At 36.6% G+C, this 17,777-nt stretch carries 14 protein-coding genes; all 14 read right to left on the bottom strand.

Annotation, left to right across the window (positions count from 1 at the left end):
* The 14 genes from pnp to rseP all read right to left on the bottom strand — a co-directional run bounded on the left by pnp (window position 1) and on the right by rseP (window position 17,769).
* The gene (pnp, locus tag HWV59_RS11765; RefSeq protein WP_102229735.1) at window positions 1–2,121 is read right to left on the bottom strand and encodes a polyribonucleotide nucleotidyltransferase; all 2,121 of its coding nucleotides are present in this window, start codon (window positions 2,119–2,121) and stop codon (window positions 1–3) included.
* 212 nt (window positions 2,122–2,333) lie between these two features.
* Window positions 2,334–2,603, bottom strand: coding sequence for a 30S ribosomal protein S15 (gene rpsO, locus HWV59_RS11760; RefSeq protein WP_026559305.1), 270 nt, complete (start codon window positions 2,601–2,603; stop codon window positions 2,334–2,336).
* A gap of 123 nt (window positions 2,604–2,726) precedes the next feature.
* On the bottom strand, window positions 2,727–3,674 hold the full coding sequence (ribF, locus tag HWV59_RS11755) for a bifunctional riboflavin kinase/FAD synthetase (protein ID WP_175638887.1): 948 nt from the start codon (window positions 3,672–3,674) through the stop codon (window positions 2,727–2,729).
* 59 nt (window positions 3,675–3,733) lie between these two features.
* Window positions 3,734–4,657, bottom strand: a complete 924-nt coding sequence (gene truB / locus HWV59_RS11750) for a tRNA pseudouridine(55) synthase TruB (RefSeq protein WP_328824326.1) — start codon at window positions 4,655–4,657, stop codon at window positions 3,734–3,736.
* Between the two features lie 106 nt (window positions 4,658–4,763).
* Window positions 4,764–5,120 (bottom strand): 30S ribosome-binding factor RbfA, encoded by a 357-nt coding sequence (gene rbfA / locus HWV59_RS11745; protein WP_026559308.1) that lies wholly within the window; start codon window positions 5,118–5,120, stop codon window positions 4,764–4,766.
* A gap of 17 nt (window positions 5,121–5,137) precedes the next feature.
* A complete protein-coding gene (locus tag HWV59_RS11740; protein WP_102229732.1) occupies window positions 5,138–5,416 on the bottom strand; it encodes a DUF503 domain-containing protein in 279 nt (92 codons plus the stop codon).
* A complete protein-coding gene (infB, locus tag HWV59_RS11735) occupies window positions 5,413–7,581 on the bottom strand; it encodes a translation initiation factor IF-2 (protein WP_175638885.1) in 2,169 nt (722 codons plus the stop codon). Before infB ends, HWV59_RS11740 begins: the two co-directional genes overlap by 4 nt.
* 19 nt (window positions 7,582–7,600) lie before the next feature.
* The gene (locus tag HWV59_RS11730) at window positions 7,601–7,906 is read right to left on the bottom strand and encodes a YlxQ family RNA-binding protein (protein ID WP_102229730.1); all 306 of its coding nucleotides are present in this window, start codon (window positions 7,904–7,906) and stop codon (window positions 7,601–7,603) included.
* Between the two features lie 4 nt (window positions 7,907–7,910).
* A complete protein-coding gene (rnpM, locus tag HWV59_RS11725) occupies window positions 7,911–8,183 on the bottom strand; it encodes an RNase P modulator RnpM (protein WP_175638884.1) in 273 nt (90 codons plus the stop codon).
* A 13-nt stretch (window positions 8,184–8,196) separates the two neighbouring features.
* Entirely contained in the window at window positions 8,197–9,330 is a 1,134-nt protein-coding gene (gene nusA / locus HWV59_RS11720) for a transcription termination factor NusA (protein ID WP_102229728.1), read from the bottom strand.
* A gap of 118 nt (window positions 9,331–9,448) precedes the next feature.
* Window positions 9,449–9,919: a ribosome maturation factor RimP gene (gene rimP, locus HWV59_RS11715; RefSeq protein WP_175638883.1), complete on the bottom strand. Its 471-nt coding sequence runs from the start codon at window positions 9,917–9,919 to the stop codon at window positions 9,449–9,451.
* Window positions 9,920–10,297: 378 nt separating this feature from the next.
* Window positions 10,298–14,611: a PolC-type DNA polymerase III gene (locus HWV59_RS11710; RefSeq protein WP_175638882.1), complete on the bottom strand. Its 4,314-nt coding sequence runs from the start codon at window positions 14,609–14,611 to the stop codon at window positions 10,298–10,300.
* A 163-nt stretch (window positions 14,612–14,774) separates the two neighbouring features.
* Window positions 14,775–16,478, bottom strand: a complete 1,704-nt coding sequence (locus HWV59_RS11705) for a proline--tRNA ligase (RefSeq protein WP_175638881.1) — start codon at window positions 16,476–16,478, stop codon at window positions 14,775–14,777.
* A gap of 31 nt (window positions 16,479–16,509) precedes the next feature.
* Window positions 16,510–17,769, bottom strand: coding sequence for an RIP metalloprotease RseP (gene rseP / locus HWV59_RS11700; protein WP_175638880.1), 1,260 nt, complete (start codon window positions 17,767–17,769; stop codon window positions 16,510–16,512).
* Between the last annotated feature and the right edge of the window lie 8 nt (window positions 17,770–17,777).

The following is a 17,777-nucleotide window of genomic DNA, read 5'->3' as shown; positions in this document are numbered from 1 at the left end:
TCAACCTTGTTGCTCTGGTTGATTTTCTTTTTGTTCCTTTAATACTGCTTTTCTTGATAAGTTTACTCGACCTTGCTTATCAATTTCAGTAACCTTTACCAATATTTCATCACCAATAGATACAACATCTTCAACTTTACCGACGCGCTCTTCCGCCAGTTCAGAAATATGAACTAATCCATCTTTTCCACTGAAGATTTCAACGAATGCTCCGAATTTTTCAATTCGCTTTACTTTTCCTAAATACATTTGTCCCACTACTACTTCACGAACAATGTCTTCAATGATTTTCTTCGCTTTTTGATTCATTTCTTCATTTACTGAAGAAATGAATACTGTACCATCTTGTTCAATGTCAATCTTAACACCAGTCTCTTCAATAATTTTGTTAATTTGTTTCCCGCTTGGTCCGATAACATCTCGAATTTTGTCCGGGTTAATCGCCATCGTTAAGATCTTAGGAGCATATTGTGATAACTCGCCTTTTGGAGTAGAGATCGTTGCCATCATTGACTTTAGAATCTCCATACGACCCTTTTTCGCTTGTTGTAACGCTTCTTCTAGAATCTCACGGGATAATCCATCAATCTTGATATCCATTTGCAGAGCTGTTACACCTTTCTCAGTTCCAGCTACTTTAAAGTCCATATCTCCTAATGCATCTTCCATACCTTGAATATCTGTTAAAACAGTATAATGTTCACCTGACTTAACAAGACCCATTGCAATACCTGCTACTGGAGCTTTAATCGGAACACCTGCATCCATCATCGCAAGAGTACTAGCACAAATACTCGCTTGAGAAGTTGAACCGTTTGATTCAAGTACTTCTGAAACTAAGCGAATTGTATATGGGAAGTCTTTTTCTGAAGGAATGATCGGCTCTAAAGCACGCTCTCCTAATGCCCCATGACCAATCTCACGACGTCCAGGACCTCTCATTGGTCCAGTTTCACCAACGCTGAATTGTGGGAAATTATAATGGTGCATAAATCGTTTTGATTCTTCAATCCCTAGTCCATCTAAAATTTGCACATCCCCCAGAGCTCCAAGTGTACAAATACTTAATGCTTGAGTTTGTCCACGTGTAAACAGGCCGGAACCATGTGTTCTTGACAATAAACCGACTTCTGAAGAAAGTGGTCTAATTTCATCTACTCCACGCCCATCAGGTCTTACCTTATCCTCAGTAATTAATCGACGAACTTCTGCTTTCACAAGCTTAGATAAAATTTGCTTAACCATTTTAATTGTAGCTTCGTCAGCCTCTTGGGATTCATACTTTTCTAAAACACTATTTTTCACCGCATTGATTGCATCCTCACGAGCATGTTTTTCCTGAACTTGAATTGCTTGTAGAAGCTCTTTCTCAGCAAGTTCACGAATACTTTTCTCTAAATCAGCATCAAGATCAAAAAGTTGTATTTCCATTTTCTCCTTACCGACAGCTGCCGCTACTTCTTCTTGGAAAGCAATAAGACGTTTGATCTCATCGTGACCAAACATAATCGCCTCTAACATTGTTTCTTCAGGAACTTCATCTGCACCAGCTTCAACCATGTTGATAGCATCTTTTGTTCCAGCCACTACAAGATGTATATCACTTTGTTCAGCCTGGTCTACATTTGGATTAATAATAAATTCATTATTAATTCTTCCAACTGTAACCCCAGCGATAGGTCCCTCAAAAGGAATATCAGACACACATAATGCCAAAGATGACCCAAACATTGCAGCCATTTCTGACGAACAATCCTGATCAACACTCATAACAATACTAATAACTTGTACTTCATTTCTAAAGCCGTCAGCAAACAAAGGTCTTATTGGACGGTCAATTAAACGACTTGCTAAAATAGCCTTTTCACTAGGACGGCCTTCCCTTTTAATAAACCCGCCTGGAATTTTCCCAACTGCGTATAAACGCTCCTCATAGTTAACAGTAAGTGGAAAAAAATCTAGTGGTTTTGGATCTTTTGATGCAGTAGCAGTACTTAGTACCGCTGTATCACCATAACGAATCAGTACAGATCCGTTTGCTTGTTTTGCAAGCTGACCAATTTCAACAGTTAAGTTTCGACCGGCCCACTCTATGGAAAACGTTTGTTTATCTTGTCCCATATATGTAAAACTCCTTCACTTTTTTAATTGCATTATGTAATAGTATGAACCATTTAATTTCAACATATCAGCATAGTTTTTATATGTAAATAGATTTTAGACAACTTTTAAAAGCTGACCATTTTATTAATCCTAAAAGAATTAGAATCAATTATTGCATTTCCAATTTTAAATACACTAAAAAAGCGGGAGAACTCCCGCTTTTAAAGTAATTATCGACGTAATCCAAGCTTGTTGATTAACTCACGATAGCGAGTTACGTCTTTATTACGTAGGTAAGTTAATAAGTTACGACGTTTACCTACCATTTTTAATAGACCGCGACGAGAATGGTGGTCTTTTTTGTGAACACGTAAGTGATCGTTAAGATTATTGATGTCCTCTGTAAGGATAGCAATTTGAACCTCTGGAGATCCAGTATCAGACTCATGTGTTTTGTATTGAGCGATAAGTTCGTTTTTACGTTCTTGTGTGATAGCCATCCTTTTCACCTCCTTAATTTTCAAAACCCCAATTACCGAGCAATCGTTGGTGAATCGAATTGCCAAGCAATGGTTTTAAACTACATCAATTAGAATACTATTTTTCAGAAGATATTGCAAGGACTAAACCATCTTTTTCTGAAAGAATTCTTGAGACTGTTCTTTATCCTTTGATATCTGTGCAATGAGTTCATCTACATTATGGAACTTTTGTTCACTTCTTATACGTTTATACCAGTAAACTGATACATTTTTACCATAAATTTCGTTCTGAAAGTCAAAAATATGAACTTCTATACTTGGTTTTATCGCTTGTTCATCTTTAAAAGTAGGTTTATATCCTATATTACACACACCTTCATAACTTTTACCCTCTACGAGAATTGAAACTGCATAAACGCCGGTTGGAGGTAATAAATAGTTTTCTTCCACCTCTATGTTTGCAGTTGGAAACCCTATAGTTCTGCCTCGTTTATCACCATGTATAACTGTCCCGTTAACAGAATGCGGTCTGCCGAGCAGGATTTCAGCGTATGTCACATCACCACGATGTATTACTTCTCGTATAAGTGATGAACTTACTTTTCGATCATGATCAGTTAATTTTTCAACAGTTGTATGTAAAAACTGCTCTCTTGAATGAAATGGCATAGTCTCCATAGACCCTTTACCTAAGTGGCCATAAGTAAAATCAAATCCTGCAACAACATGTTTAGCATTAAGATTAATAATAAATTCATCAACAAATTGTTGAGGTAATAAGGAAGCAAATTCCTTTGTGAATTCTACTACAAATAAAAAATCGATACCCATTTGTTCAATTAATCTAATCTTTTCATTTAGGGGTGTTATATATTCTATGTCTTCCTGCTTTCTAAGAACAACGAGCGGATGTGGATGAAATGTCATAACAGCACTTTTCAATCCTGAATCCTCAGCAATTTCCTTTGCCTTTAGTATGACTTTTTGATGCCCTTTATGTACCCCATCAAAATAACCTAGGGCCAAAACCATCTCAGGTTGTTCTGAACGATCTAAATGATGTGGGTGAGACAGGTTAATTCGTTTCACAGTCAACTTCACCTTTTTCGCTTATAATGCAGATTTCTTACCTTTTTTAAAAAAGTATCTTATGATTCAATATATAAGACTTTTGTTGGCTTCATAAGATGACTTTTCGTAGGATGCTTTGAATAGATAGCTAAACATTGTTGGTTCTCGTTATATATTACTATTGGAGAACCAGGTTCTAACCCTTGAAATTGCGACGGCAGCTCTAACACTGCACCATTTTTCACTTTCTCTGCTAGAGTATCATGGATTAGTAGTTTCGGCAAATCATTTAGTGCATTTCCTATCGGAAGCAAATACTTATGCAGTTCATTTTTTTCTGCCGCTTCTTCAATTTCTTCAAATGTATAACACTCATTTAAATGAAAGTTACCTGATTTTGTACGAATAAGATGTGACATATGTGCAGGATAACCAAGGCTTTCCCCTATCATGACAGCTAATGTTCTAACATATGTACCTTTCGAACATGTTACTCTAAAACGAAATGTTACTAAATCATCTTTTTGATTTACATCTCCAAGCAAAATAAGTTCGCTTATTGTAATAAGTCTGGCAGGTCTGTCTACTTCAATTCCAGCACGTGCATATTCATAAAGTTTTTTACCTCTTACTTTTACAGCGGAATACATTGGTGGAATTTGTTCGATTGTACCAATCATTGATTGAAGTGCATTTTCAACCATTTCTTTTGTTATTGAAGCTTCTACTTTTTTCCTTTCAACTACTTCTCCCGATGCATCCTCAGTTGTTGTAGAATAGCCTATTGTTATTTCTGCTTCATACGTTTTTGTTGCAGCAGTTAAATATTCAACTATTTTGGTTGCTCTTCCAAGGCAGATCGGAAGTACACCAGTAACATCAGGATCCAATGTTCCTGTGTGGCCTACTTTCTTAGTCTTTGCTAGCCTTCTCATTTTTGCAACACAGTCATGAGATGTCATTCCTACGGGCTTATTTAATAAAAGAACACCTTCCATTATATATTACCTCCGACAATCAAATATAAGGACACTGTCAACAAACACAATGTCATAGTAATACTAAATAAAAAGGGATAGACGAAGGTGTCTATCCCTTTTCAAGGAGTTATTCCTCCTCTTTATTCTCCACATTTAACTCATGAAGTAATGTTTCAATTCTATTTCCATAATCGATTGATTCGTCGAATTCAAATTGAATTTCAGGTGTTTTTCTTAGACGAATGCGTTGGCCGATTTCAGAGCGGATAAAGCCTTTTGCCTTCGCAAGACCTTTTAACGTATTTTGACGTTGTTCTTCATCTCCTAAAACAGATATGAAGACTTTTGCGATTTGCAAATCTCCTGAAACATTTACATCTGTTACAGTCACAAAGCCAATACGCGGGTCTTTTATTTTACGGCCAATAATATCCCCTAATTCCTTTTTCATCTGTTCTCCGACACGGTTTGCTCTTAAGCTCATGTCAATCACCTCTTAACTTAAAACCATTCAAACATCGTAACTGTACGCTCTATTTCAGGAAATGAATCAATAAATTGTAACACACGCTGTAATTCTTTTTCTGTTTGTACTTTAGATGTACTTATAGCTACTATCCCAAATTTCGTGTGTTGCCATGTATCTTGAAAATCTATTTCTGAAATAGAGACATTGTACTTTTGTTTAACTCTTGTTAAAACTCGTTGTAAAACGGCTCTTTTATCTTTTAATGACTGTGAGTCATAAATCAAACATTCACAATCAACATATCCGATCATTTACGTTCAATTTCTTCCATAACATATGCTTCAATAACGTCGCCTTCCTTGACATCATTGTAATTTTTAATTGTGATACCACACTCATAGTTACGGGCTACTTCTTTCACATCATCTTTGAAGCGTTTAAGTGTATCAATTTCCCCTTCAAAAATAACAATGCCGTCACGGATTAAACGGACTCCGCTATCTCTAGTAATTTTCCCTTCTGTTACATAACAACCTGCAATTGTACCAATTTTAGATACTTTAAATGTTGTACGAACTTCCACTTGACCAATGATTTTCTCTTCGAATTCCGGGTCAAGCATCCCTTTCATTGCAGACTCAATTTCTTCTATAACTTTATAAATGATGCGGTGAAGACGAATATCTACTTCTTCAACATCTGCTGTTTTCTTTGCTCCTGCATCTGGTCTTACATTAAATCCAATAACAATTGCGTTAGATGCTGCCGCTAAAATAATATCAGATTCAGTGATTGCACCTACACCAGTGTGAATGATTTTCACTCGGACACCTTCAACATCTATCTTTTGCAGCGCAGCTGCTAAAGCTTCAACAGAACCTTGAACATCTGCTTTAACAATTAAATTGATGTCTTTAATATCGCCTTGTTTAATTTGTTCAAATAAATCATCGAGGCTTAGTTTTGAACCTTCACTACGTTGTTCATCTAGTTTCTTCTGAGCTCTTGCTTCCCCTACTTGGCGAGCAGATTTCTCATCTTCAAATACCATGAACTGATCTCCAGCTAATGGAACATCATTTAAACCTGTGATTTCAACAGGTGTAGAAGGTGCTGCTTCTTTAACACGGCGACCAAGATCATTCACCATTGCACGAACACGACCAAAAGTGTTTCCTACAACGATTGGATCACCAACTTTTAAGGTACCGTTTTGAACAAGAAGGGTTGCAACAGATCCGCGACCTTTATCTAATTGCGCCTCTATAACTGTACCAGTAGCACGGCGATTAGGGTTTGCTTTCAATTCTTCAACTTCTGTTACTAACAAAATCATTTCAAGCAAGTCATCGATACCATCACCAGTTAATGCAGATACAGGTACAAAGATAGTATCTCCACCCCAAGCCTCGGGTACTAGTCCATGTTCTGTTAATTCCTGCATAACACGATCTGGATTCGCCGTTGGCTTATCAACTTTATTAACGGCAACAATGATTGGTACTTCTGCTGCTTTCGCATGGTTTATTGCTTCGATTGTTTGAGGCATAACACCATCATCAGCTGCCACAACTAAAATCGTAATATCTGTAACTTGAGCTCCACGCGCACGCATAGTAGTAAAAGCAGCGTGACCTGGTGTATCTAAAAACGTGATTTTTTGGTCATTTGCAACAATTTGGTATGCACCAATATGTTGTGTAATACCACCTGCTTCTCCTTCTGTTACCTTTGTGTTTCTAATAGAATCAAGAAGAGTCGTTTTACCATGGTCAACGTGTCCCATTATCGTTACAACTGCTGGACGGATTTGTAAATCTTCTGCACGATCTTCTTCTTCATATTTTTCAAATTCTGTTTTCTCAAATACAATTTCTTCTTCTACTTCAACACCATACTCACCAGCAATTAACTCAATAGAATCTTTATCAAGTTCTTGATTAATTGTTGCCATTGTACCTAATAGAAGAAGCTTTTTAATGATTTCTGAAGGCTCTTTTCCTAGCTCGCCAGCAAGTTCACCAACAGTTAAGCTACCTGAAAATGTAATTTTTTCCGGAAGTTCTTTCTTAGGTTTTGGTTGCTGAAAACTTTGGTTACCTTTATTTTTTTTGTTATTCTTTTTTCCTTTATTATTGAAAGAAGGCTTGTTTCCAGGCTGATTTGGTTTTTTATTTTGATTGTGCTGAGCTTGTTTTTTGTTATTTGAAGGCTTTTGTGTACTATTTGTGTTATTTGTGTTATTTGTATTATTATTTGTATTATCCACTTGTTTCCCCGGTTTCTTTGTTGATTCATTTTTTGTGCTTTCATTATTTGTTGCTTTATATTTTTGATCAAGCTTTGTTATCACGTCATCTTCAATTGTTGACATATGATTATTTACCTCTACGTTCAATCCTTTTAACGTAGAAATAATGTCTTTGCTGGATACATTCGTTTGTTTCGCGTATTCATATACTCTCATTTTCGACATACGTTCACCCCCAAGAATATTAATCGAGCAAGGTTTTTAACTTTGCAGCAAAGCCTGCATCATTTATCGCTACAACGACTCTCGCTTCTTTCCCGATTGCTTGCCCTAATAGGTAGCGATCTTCAACCATTTTAAAGGGGACCTGATAAAACTTACATTTATCTGTTACCTTTTTCATTGTATTAGCGGATGCATCTTGTGAAAGAAGAACAAGCTTAGCTTTTTGTTGTCTGATCTCTTTAACAACAAGTTCCTCTCCCGAAATAACTTTTCGTGCTCGATTTGCTAAGCCCAATAAGGACGTCCATTGTTGCTGCGGTTTCATCTATTTATTGCTTCTCCTTCTCAGCCAATCTGATCAACTCATCATAAATCGATTCATCAACATTGGCTTTTAATTGATTGGAAAGAATATTTTTCTTTTTTGCAAGCAAAATACTTTCTTTATCAAGAGTAATATAAGCTCCACGTCCGTTTTTTTTACCTGTTAGGTCGACTGATACATCGCCTTCCTTTGACCGGACAACGCGGACCAGCTCTTTCTTACTTTTCATTTCCCCAGTTGCAACGCATTTACGCAAAGGAATTTTGCGATTGTTCATGTGATTTCACCTCTTATTCACTTAGCTCAGGTTCTTGAACACTTGTCAAAAGTGGTTCATCATCATCAACATCTACATTTGAATGATTGGCTTGAACTGGATAAATCCCTGCTTTTTCTGCATCTGATTCACTTTTAATATCAATTTTCCATCCAGTCAATTTAGCTGCTAAGCGGGCATTTTGTCCTCGTTTTCCAATTGCTAGTGATAGTTGATAGTCCGGGACAATAACAGTTGTTGCTTTTTCCTCTTCATCAACTAGTACCTCAACTACTTTTGATGGGCTAAGAGCATTGGCAACAAACTCTACTGGATCTTGTGACCATTTGACAATATCAATTTTTTCACCTTTAAGCTCATTTACAATCGCTTGTACACGTTGACCTTTTGGTCCAACACATGAACCTACTGGATCTACTTCCGGATTGTCAGAATGAACAGAAATTTTTGATCGATCTCCTGCTTCACGTGACACAGATTTAATTTCAACTGTACCATCGTAAATTTCAGGTACTTCAATTTCAAACAATCTTTTTAAAAGTCCAGGATGAGTACGTGAAACAAAGATCTGTGGACCTTTCGTTGTTTTTTCAACCTTAGTAATAAATACTTTGATGCGATCATGTGGTCGATATGTTTCATTAGGCATTTGCTCACTTACAGGTAAAAGTGCCTCAATTTTACCTAAACTCACATAAATAAACTTGTTATCAATTCGTTGAACAATACCAGTCATGATATCTTCTTCACGATCGATAAATTCCCCATAAATCACTCCGCGCTCAGCTTCTCTTACACGTTGAGTTACCACTTGTTTAGCAGTTTGAGCAGCGATGCGACCAAAATCTTTTGGAGTTACTTCCATTTCAATGACATCATTCACCACATAGTTCGGGTTAATGCCTTGTGCTTCACCAAGTGAAATCTCTAAGCGAGGATCATAAACCTCATCAACAACATCTTTTCTAGCAAACACCTTCATTGTTCCTGTTTCACGATTTAAATCAACTCGAACATTTTGTGCTTGATTAAAATTACGCTTATACGCAGAAATCAGTGCCGCTTCAATTGCTTCAATAATAATTTCTTTGCTAATGCCTTTTTCCTTTTCTAAAATTGTTAAGGCATCTAATAATTCACTACTCATTTTAACGGCTTCCCCCTTAAAAAATAAGCTTCATGTAATACTTCTTTTATCTCTTCTTTATAAAGTGTCTGAAGAGAACCTATAGGGTGCATAAATAAGATAATTCCTTATTTATACCTCAAAAAGTGACAGCGAGACGTGCTTTTGCCACTTTGTCATAAGGGATTTCAACTTGTTTCTTTCTAGTTTTTATTGTTACAGTGACTGTAAGCGTTTGACCGTCGAAATCAGTTAAGACACCTTCAAATACTTTTTCTCCATTGATCGGCTCATAGGTCTTAATGTGGACGTGCTTTCCGATTGCTCTTCTTAAATCAGCTTCTTTTTTTAAAGGTCTCTCTGCACCAGGAGATGAAACCTCTAAAAAGTAGTTGTGCTGAATTGGATCTAACTCATCAAGCTTCTCACTTAATCGTTCACTCACAACTCCACATTCTTCAATATCAATACCTGTTTCAGAATCAATGAATAATCGTAGAAACCAATTAGAACCTTCTTTTACATATTCAATATCAACTAATTCAAGGTTCATATCCTCTAATATTGGTGAGACTAATTGTTCAACGATTTCTGTTACTTTTTTGCTCATTCTCTTCCTCCTTGTAAGAAAAGCGCATTACCTATCTGCATATTAACTATGATGAATGTTAAAGGGATCTCTTTTATACATTATCTCATCATTTTAAGTACTATTATGGCCTGTTACGCTAACTTTACATATGAACAATAGCAGTCATCTTTAGCTGCTGAAAAACCCTGCCTTGTGAGCAGGGAATGGTATGTAGTATACTATCCGAATGACAAGGGCGATTACAATACGAAAGAGTGGGTGATGACCCCACTCTTTTCCTCTGCTTATCGTTAGCATTTCCATTAAAAGCATAACATAACCAACTTTTTTATGCAAATTATTTAAAAAAGCGAACATGAGATGACTAAGCAAAAAATGTAGTTGATTATCTGCTAATTAAAATAGAGATAGCTGATTTTGGTCTGGTAATTCCTCTAGGCAACCATGGGTATTTAGATACTCAATGATTGTTTTTGACACTTTTCCACGCTGTTGTAAGTCCTCTTTAGAAAGGAACTCACCATCTTCTCTGGCTTTTACAATATTAATTGCAGCGTTAGTTCCCAGTCCTGGAATCGAATTAAATGGTGGAATAAGGCTATTACCTTCTATTATAAACTCATCAGCACTTGAGCGATAAAGATCAACCTTCTGGAAAGAGAAGCCTCTTTCACACATTTCCAAAGCCAATTCCAGAACAGTTAGAAGGTTTTTCTCTTTTGGTGAAGCTTCTAATCCTTTAAGGTTTATTTCTTCAATTTTTGCACGAATTGGAGTTGGGCCTTTAACCATTGTATCAATATCGAAATCATCAGCACGAACTGTAAAATAAGCAGCGTAATATAAAAGCGGTAAATGAACCTTAAAATAAGCAATTCGAACAGCCATTAATACATAAGCAGCTGCATGAGCTTTAGGGAACATATACTTAATCTTTAAACAAGAATCAATATACCAAGAAGGAACGTCATTCTTTTTCATTTCCTCTTCCATTTCTTCTGTCAGCCCTTTTCCTTTACGAACAGATTCCATAATCTTAAAAGCAAATGAAGGTTCAAGACCTTGATAAATTAAATACACCATAATGTCATCACGACACCCAATTACCTCACTAAGTGTACAAGTCCTGTTATGAATAAGTTCCTGTGCATTCCCTAGCCATACATCTGTTCCATGTGACAGACCGGATATTTGGACTAATTCTGAAAATGTTGTTGGCTTTGTATCCTCTAACATTTGTCGTACGAATCTAGTACCGAACTCAGGAATTCCAAGAGTTCCAGTTTTACACATAATTTGTTCTTCTGTTACACCAAGAGACTCTGTACCACTAAAGATTTTCATCACTTCAGGGTCGTCTGTTGGAATAGTCTTAGGATCAATTCCACTTAAATCTTGAAGCATACGAATAACAGTTGGATCATCGTGACCTAGAATATCAAGCTTTAAAAGATTATCGTGAATGGAGTGGAAGTCAAAATGAGTTGTTCTCCATTCTGATCCTGTTGCATCTGCAGGAAACTGAATTGGTGAAAAATCGTATATATCCATATAATCGGGAACTACGATAATCCCCCCTGGATGCTGACCTGTTGTTCTTTTCACCCCGGTACAACCTTGTACTAGTCGATCAACTTCTGCGCCGCGGTAGATAAGATTACGATCATTAGCATATCCTTTTACATAACCATAAGCTGTTTTTTCTGCAACAGTTCCAATTGTACCAGCTCGATATACATAATCCTCACCAAAAAGAACTTTTGTATAGTTATGGGCTATTGGCTGATATTCCCCCGAAAAGTTCAAGTCAATATCAGGTACCTTGTCCCCTTTAAACCCAAGGAACGTTTCAAACGGTATGTCGTGTCCATCTTTGGTATACTGTGCACCGCATTTTGGACATTCTTTGTTTGGTAAGTCAAAACCAGAACCTACTGAACCATCATTAAAAAACTCAGAATGCTGACAAATCGGACATACGTAATGAGGTGGTAATGGATTAACTTCAGTAATCTCTGTCATCGTAGCAACAAATGAAGACCCGACAGAGCCACGGGAACCTACAAGATACCCATCATCAAGAGATTTCTTAACTAACTTATGAGAGATTAAATAAATAACAGCGAAACCGTGCCCGATAATACTTTTTAACTCTTTCTCTATGCGGGCTTCCACGAGCTCAGGAAGATTCTCGCCATATATACTTCTCGCCCTAGAGTAGCTCATCTCACGAATTTCCTCATCTGCACCTTCTATTTTAGGTGTATACAGATCATCTTTAATCGGCTTAATTTCTTCAATCATATCAGCAACTTTATTTGTATTCTCTATGACAATTTCTTTTGCTTTTTCACTGCCCAGGAATGAAAAGCATTCAAGCATTTCATCTGTTGTTCGGAAGTGAACATCTGGCAGTTCATGTCTATTTAAAGGGTTAGCTCCACCTTGAGAACTAACCAAAATTTTCCTGTAAATTTTATCAACTGGATTTAAATAATGAACATTTCCAGTTGCAACAACCGGTTTTTCAAGTTTTTCACCCAATTTAACAATATTCGTAACGATTTCTTGTAGTGCTGTATCGTCTTTAATATAATCAAGGGCTATAAGATGCTTGTACACCTCTAAAGGATGAACCTCCAAATAATCATAAAATGCAGCTATTTCTTCTACTTCCTCTGGAGATTTTTGCATCATCCCTTCAAAAACCTCACCTTTGTCACATGCAGAGCCAATAATTAGCCCCTCGCGTAATTTATTTAATTGAGAACGAGGCACACGTGGAACGCGGTAGAAATAATTCATATGAGATATAGACACTAATTTAAATAAGTTCTTTAATCCTATTTCATTTTGTGCAAGTACTGTAGCATGGTAAGGGCGGGAACGCTGATACGCATTGCCTTTTCCCATATTGTCATTAAATTGATGATGATACTCAATACCTTTTTCAGCTGCATCCTTCAACATTTTTATTAACAGATATCCAGTTGCTTCTGCATCATAAATAGCACGGTGATGCTGAGTGAGCTCAATATCAAATTTCTTACATAAAGTGTTAAGACGGTGATTTTTCAGCTCAGGATATAAAAAACGCCCTAGCTCTAACGTATCTATAACAGGATTTTTTGCTTTTTCTTCACCTAAAAGCTTTTTGTACCCAACATTTAGAAATCCCATATCAAAGCTCGCATTATGGGCTACTAAAATATCTTGACCAATCCAATCCTTAAACTTTCGTAAAACTACATCTACATTTGGAGCATCTCTTACCATATCATCTGTAATACCAGTTAATTCAATTGTTGTAGCTGAAAGTGGATGATGTGGATTAGCAAAGGATTCAAATCGATCAACAATTTCACCACCACGTATCTTAACAGCAGCAAGTTCAATAATCGTATCATAAACTGCTGATAGACCTGTTGTTTCAACATCGAATACGACAAATGTTTCATCTGGTAAATATCGGTTATCATCGTTATATGCAATTGGAACACCATCATCAACTAAATTAATTTCAACACCGTAAAGAATTTTTATTCCATTTTTCTTACCTGCAGAGAAAGCTTCAGGAAATGATTGTGCAACAGCATGGTCTGTTAAGGCAATTGCCTTATGTCCCCATTTTTTCGCTTGCTCCACATGTTTGCTAATTGAAGTTACAGCATCCATTTGACTCATTGGTGAATGTAAATGTAACTCTACTCTTTTTTCACCCTCTGGAGACCGATCTTGTCTTTCCTTCGCAGAAATCTCATTAATATCGTTTGCGATCATTACAAGATCCCGAACAAATGTATCATTCTGGATGCTGCCGCGGACTTTAAGCCACATGCCTTTTTTAACAGCTTGAACTAAGACTGCGTCTTCTTTATCTCTTGCAAACATTTTTACTAGTATCGAGCTTGTGTAATCAGTAATTTTAAACGTTAATAATGTTCTTCCGCTTCGTAACTCTTTCGTCTCAGCATCAAACACATAACCTTGAATCGCAATTCTTCGTTCTTCATCCTCAATCGACGCCATTGTTCTAATTTCTTCATCGTCTTTAATGGTATAGCCAATCGTTAGTGGACCTGTCCACTCTGGTGTACTTGCCTCTTCCTTCTCAGCATTTTCCATATCAGTTAAAGCTTGTAGTCCTCTTGCTTTATCCTCTTGAAGCTTTAACTCCTGGAAATGCTTGATTTCTTCTTCAGAAACAGCCACAGTTGTATCTAATTGAAAGGCGGGAAAACCAAATTGTTGAAAACTATCTTGGATTAAAGAAGCATATTTACGTTTAATAGTCATAGCTTCTGTGTCATTTTTTGTTTTCACAATGACTTTAACACCTTGTACTGTTGGCTTTTGCTCATTAAGCAGTGCTAACATCGGTGGAGAAATCCCATCCATTTCCTGTATACATATTGACCAATAATCCTGAACCAATTTTTCATCAAAAGTGGTGTCTCTTGCTTCAAAGCTGAATGACACATCTGCTATATGTGAAAATGCTTTTGTTAGTTTTGTATAAAATAAATGGTACACATTGAAGGGCAATATTTTTTCAAATTGAAAATGGAAATGCCATTTCTTTGATTGCTTATGAATAGTTAAACGAGCAATTGAGCCATTTCTAAAATGAACAATTGCAGCATCTTCTGTTAAATTTATTTGCTGAAGCAAAAGTTGAAATTTTTCAACTTGACTTGTTTGCATATCCATTTTTTGTTCCCCCTCTCAGGTTAAGCATTGGATTTGTTCTTTCACAATTGAAGAGGCTGCCCCATTTAGACTATTTCCAAAGGAAATGGTCCTATTAAATCGAGTCAGCCTCTTCTTGTCATTTTATTATTTTAACACGGTTTTAACTTAGGAGTAAGTTTTTTTAGTTTCCAAGTAATTCGGTTATTTTTTCTTGAAGATCATTAATTGATACTTCAAAAGACTCTCCGGTTTTTCGAAGTTTTACTTCAACAATACCTTCATCGGCTTTTTTACCTACCGTAATTCGTACTGGTATACCGATAAGATCTGAATCTGCAAATTTCACTCCTGCACGTTCTTGACGATCGTCTAACAACACTTCATATCCAAGCTGAGCGAAGCTGCTGTATAGTTTATCCCCTAATTCTCTTTGGGTATCGTTTTTCACATTTACTGGAATGATGTGTAATTGGAATGGTGCCACAGAATTTGGCCATAAAATTCCATTTTCATCATTGTTTTGCTCAATGATTGCAGCTAAAGTTCTTGATACTCCGATTCCATAGCACCCCATAATCATTGGTTGTGTACGTCCATTTTCATCTAAAAATGCCGCACCCATTGCCTCACTATACCTTGTTCCTAACTTAAATACATGACCTACTTCAATACCTTTTGCAAATTTAATCGTCCCTTGACCGTCAGGAGAAGCATCTCCTTCCTGAATAAAGCGGAGATCCACATATTGAGAGACATTTACATCTCGTTCAATATTTACACCTGTATAATGGAACGGTTCTTCATTTGCTCCGCAAACTCCATTTACAATTGCAGCTACTGCATGATCTGCAATAACTTCAACTTGATCTGAAACATTAATTGGACCGACATAACCTGGAATGCAATGCAACACTTCTTTTGTTTCTTCTGCAGTTGCCAACTCAACGACAGATGCTCCATATATGTTTTTCACTTTTATGTCATTTACTTCATGGTCTCCACGAACAAGGACCAGAACAAATTTTTCATCAACTTTAAATAAAACAGATTTAATACATTTCTCTTTAGAAACTTGCAGGAATCCTGAAATTTCTTCGATCGTTTTTTGGTTTGGCGTTTCAACCTTTTCTAGATCATTCAATGCTTCACTGCTTTTCTCATAAGTTGTAATAACTGGTGCCATCTCAATATTAGCTGCGTACTGAGATGTATCAGAATAGGCGATCGTATCTTCCCCAATTTCAGATAATACCATAAATTCATGTGTATCCGTTCCACCCATTGCACCTGAATCTGCAATTACCGCTCTAAAATCTAATCCACAACGAGAGAAGATATTCTGATAAGCGGTAAACATTTTTTCATAGCCTTCATCCAGACTCTCATTTGTAGCATGAAATGAATAAGCGTCTTTCATAATAAATTCTCGTCCTCGTAATACTCCAAAACGCGGACGCTTCTCATCACGAAATTTAGTTTGAATTTGGTATAAAGCTAACGGAAGACGTTTATATGATTTTACTTCGTCTCTAACAAGACTTGTAATCATTTCTTCATGAGTAGCACCAAGTGCAAATTCTCTATTATGGCGATCTTTTAATCTCATTAACTCTGGGCCATAGGAATACCAACGCCCGGATTCTTGCCACAATTCACTTTGTTGCAGAGCTGGCATTAGTAATTCTGATGCACCTGCATGATCCATTTCTTCACGGACAACTTGTTCAATTTTTTTTAATACCTTTTGTGCTAAAGGTAAGTAGCTATAAACACCACTTGTGTTTTGTCTTATAAATCCAGCTCGTAGCATTAGCTGATGGCTTTTCACTTCAGCATCAGCTGGAACTTCTCTAAGAGTAGGAATAAACGTCATACTTTGTTTCATTACGAGCACCTCTATTTAATTTAACTTTAATTTATAAAAATAAGCGTTGGATATCATTCCACGTCACAACAAGCATTAACAGCATTAATAATGAAAAACCGATAAAATGGACAATACCTTCTTTTTGTCGATCAATAGGCTTGCCTCTCAATGCTTCAATAAATAAAAATAACAAACGGCCTCCATCTAAGGCTGGGATAGGTAATAAATTAACGATACCTAAATTAATACTCAGCAGAGCGGCCCATCTTAAAAGGTTCGTTGTCCCTGACTCGGCAACTTGGTCTGTCATGTCATAAATACCAACCGGACCTGAAAGCATATCTATCGAAAATTGTCCTGTTACAAGCTTCCCAAAACTTATTAATATTTCTTTTGTCCAATTATATGTTTCAACAAATCCATATTTAAGGGAGCTTCCAAAAGATTTATCTACCGGATTATACGCACCGATGCGCCCGATCACATCTTCCCCAACTTTTGTTGCTTCCGGGACAACCTCATAACTTAACATTTCACCATTACGTTCAACTTCAAAGGTTAATTCTTTATCAGGACTTTCTTGAATGATAGAAACAACTTTTTCCCAAGTAGTAGTTGCTTCTCCCTCAATCGAATGAATGACATCTCCTTCTTGTAGCCCAGCTTTATTTGCAGAACCATCGGAAGTTAACTCACCTAATTTAGCTTCATTAACCGGAGCTCCTTGGATAAATCCAAGAGAAAACAAAATAACGAATGCAAGCAGGAAATTCATAAAAGGTCCAGCAAAAATAGCTGCAATCCTTTGACCAACGGTCTTGGATTGAAACTGACGATTGAAAGGAGCAATTTGTGTTTGTTGTCCATCTACAATGAAAAAGGATGTCTCACTTACTTCAAACCTTTTTATATATTCCTCTTCTCCGTGTTCATAACCTGAAATGAACATATTATGCTCCAGGTCTACATTTTCTACCTCAATGACTCTTGCGTTTGGGTATTTTTCCTTATTATTTAAAATTATTTTCTCTACTTTTCCTTCGTTATTAAAAAGTAATCCAACATTATGACCCGGCTTTACCTCAATGACCTCAGGGTCCTCTCCAGCCATTCGAACAAAACCGCCAATTGGCAATAGACGAATCGTATAAACTGTTTCATTCTTTTTGAAGGATAAGATTTTAGGACCAAAACCGATTGCAAATTCCCTGCAAAGGATGCCAGCCCTATTTGCTAGTATTAAATGACCGAGCTCATGAAAAAAAACGAGAGCACCGAAAATAAGGACAAACGCTATCACTGTATTCATCTTGTATG

The organism is Metabacillus schmidteae, assembly GCF_903166545.1.
GTDB lineage: Bacteria > Bacillota > Bacilli > Bacillales > Bacillaceae > Metabacillus > Metabacillus schmidteae.
The sequence above is the reverse complement of the archived record's forward strand: the minus strand, read 5'-3'. Positions and strand labels throughout refer to the sequence as shown.

Coding starts and splice junctions, on each gene's coding strand:
- pnp (WP_102229735.1), bottom strand. CDS start 2,121: ATGGGACAAGATAAACAAACGTTTTCCATAGAGTGGGCCGGTCGAAAC.
- rpsO (WP_026559305.1), bottom strand. CDS start 2,603: ATGGCTATCACACAAGAACGTAAAAACGAACTTATCGCTCAATACAAA.
- rbfA (WP_026559308.1), bottom strand. CDS start 5,120: ATGAGCTTAAGAGCAAACCGTGTCGGAGAACAGATGAAAAAGGAATTA.
- HWV59_RS11740 (WP_102229732.1), bottom strand. CDS start 5,416: ATGATCGGATATGTTGATTGTGAATGTTTGATTTATGACTCACAGTCA.
- infB (WP_175638885.1), bottom strand. CDS start 7,581: ATGTCGAAAATGAGAGTATATGAATACGCGAAACAAACGAATGTATCC.
- HWV59_RS11730 (WP_102229730.1), bottom strand. CDS start 7,906: ATGAAACCGCAGCAACAATGGACGTCCTTATTGGGCTTAGCAAATCGA.
- rnpM (WP_175638884.1), bottom strand. CDS start 8,183: ATGAACAATCGCAAAATTCCTTTGCGTAAATGCGTTGCAACTGGGGAA.
- nusA (WP_102229728.1), bottom strand. CDS start 9,330: ATGAGTAGTGAATTATTAGATGCCTTAACAATTTTAGAAAAGGAAAAA.
- rimP (WP_175638883.1), bottom strand. CDS start 9,919: ATGAGCAAAAAAGTAACAGAAATCGTTGAACAATTAGTCTCACCAATA.
- HWV59_RS11710 (WP_175638882.1), bottom strand. CDS start 14,611: ATGGATATGCAAACAAGTCAAGTTGAAAAATTTCAACTTTTGCTTCAG.
- HWV59_RS11705 (WP_175638881.1), bottom strand. CDS start 16,478: ATGAAACAAAGTATGACGTTTATTCCTACTCTTAGAGAAGTTCCAGCT.
- rseP (WP_175638880.1), bottom strand. CDS start 17,769: ATGAATACAGTGATAGCGTTTGTCCTTATTTTCGGTGCTCTCGTTTTT.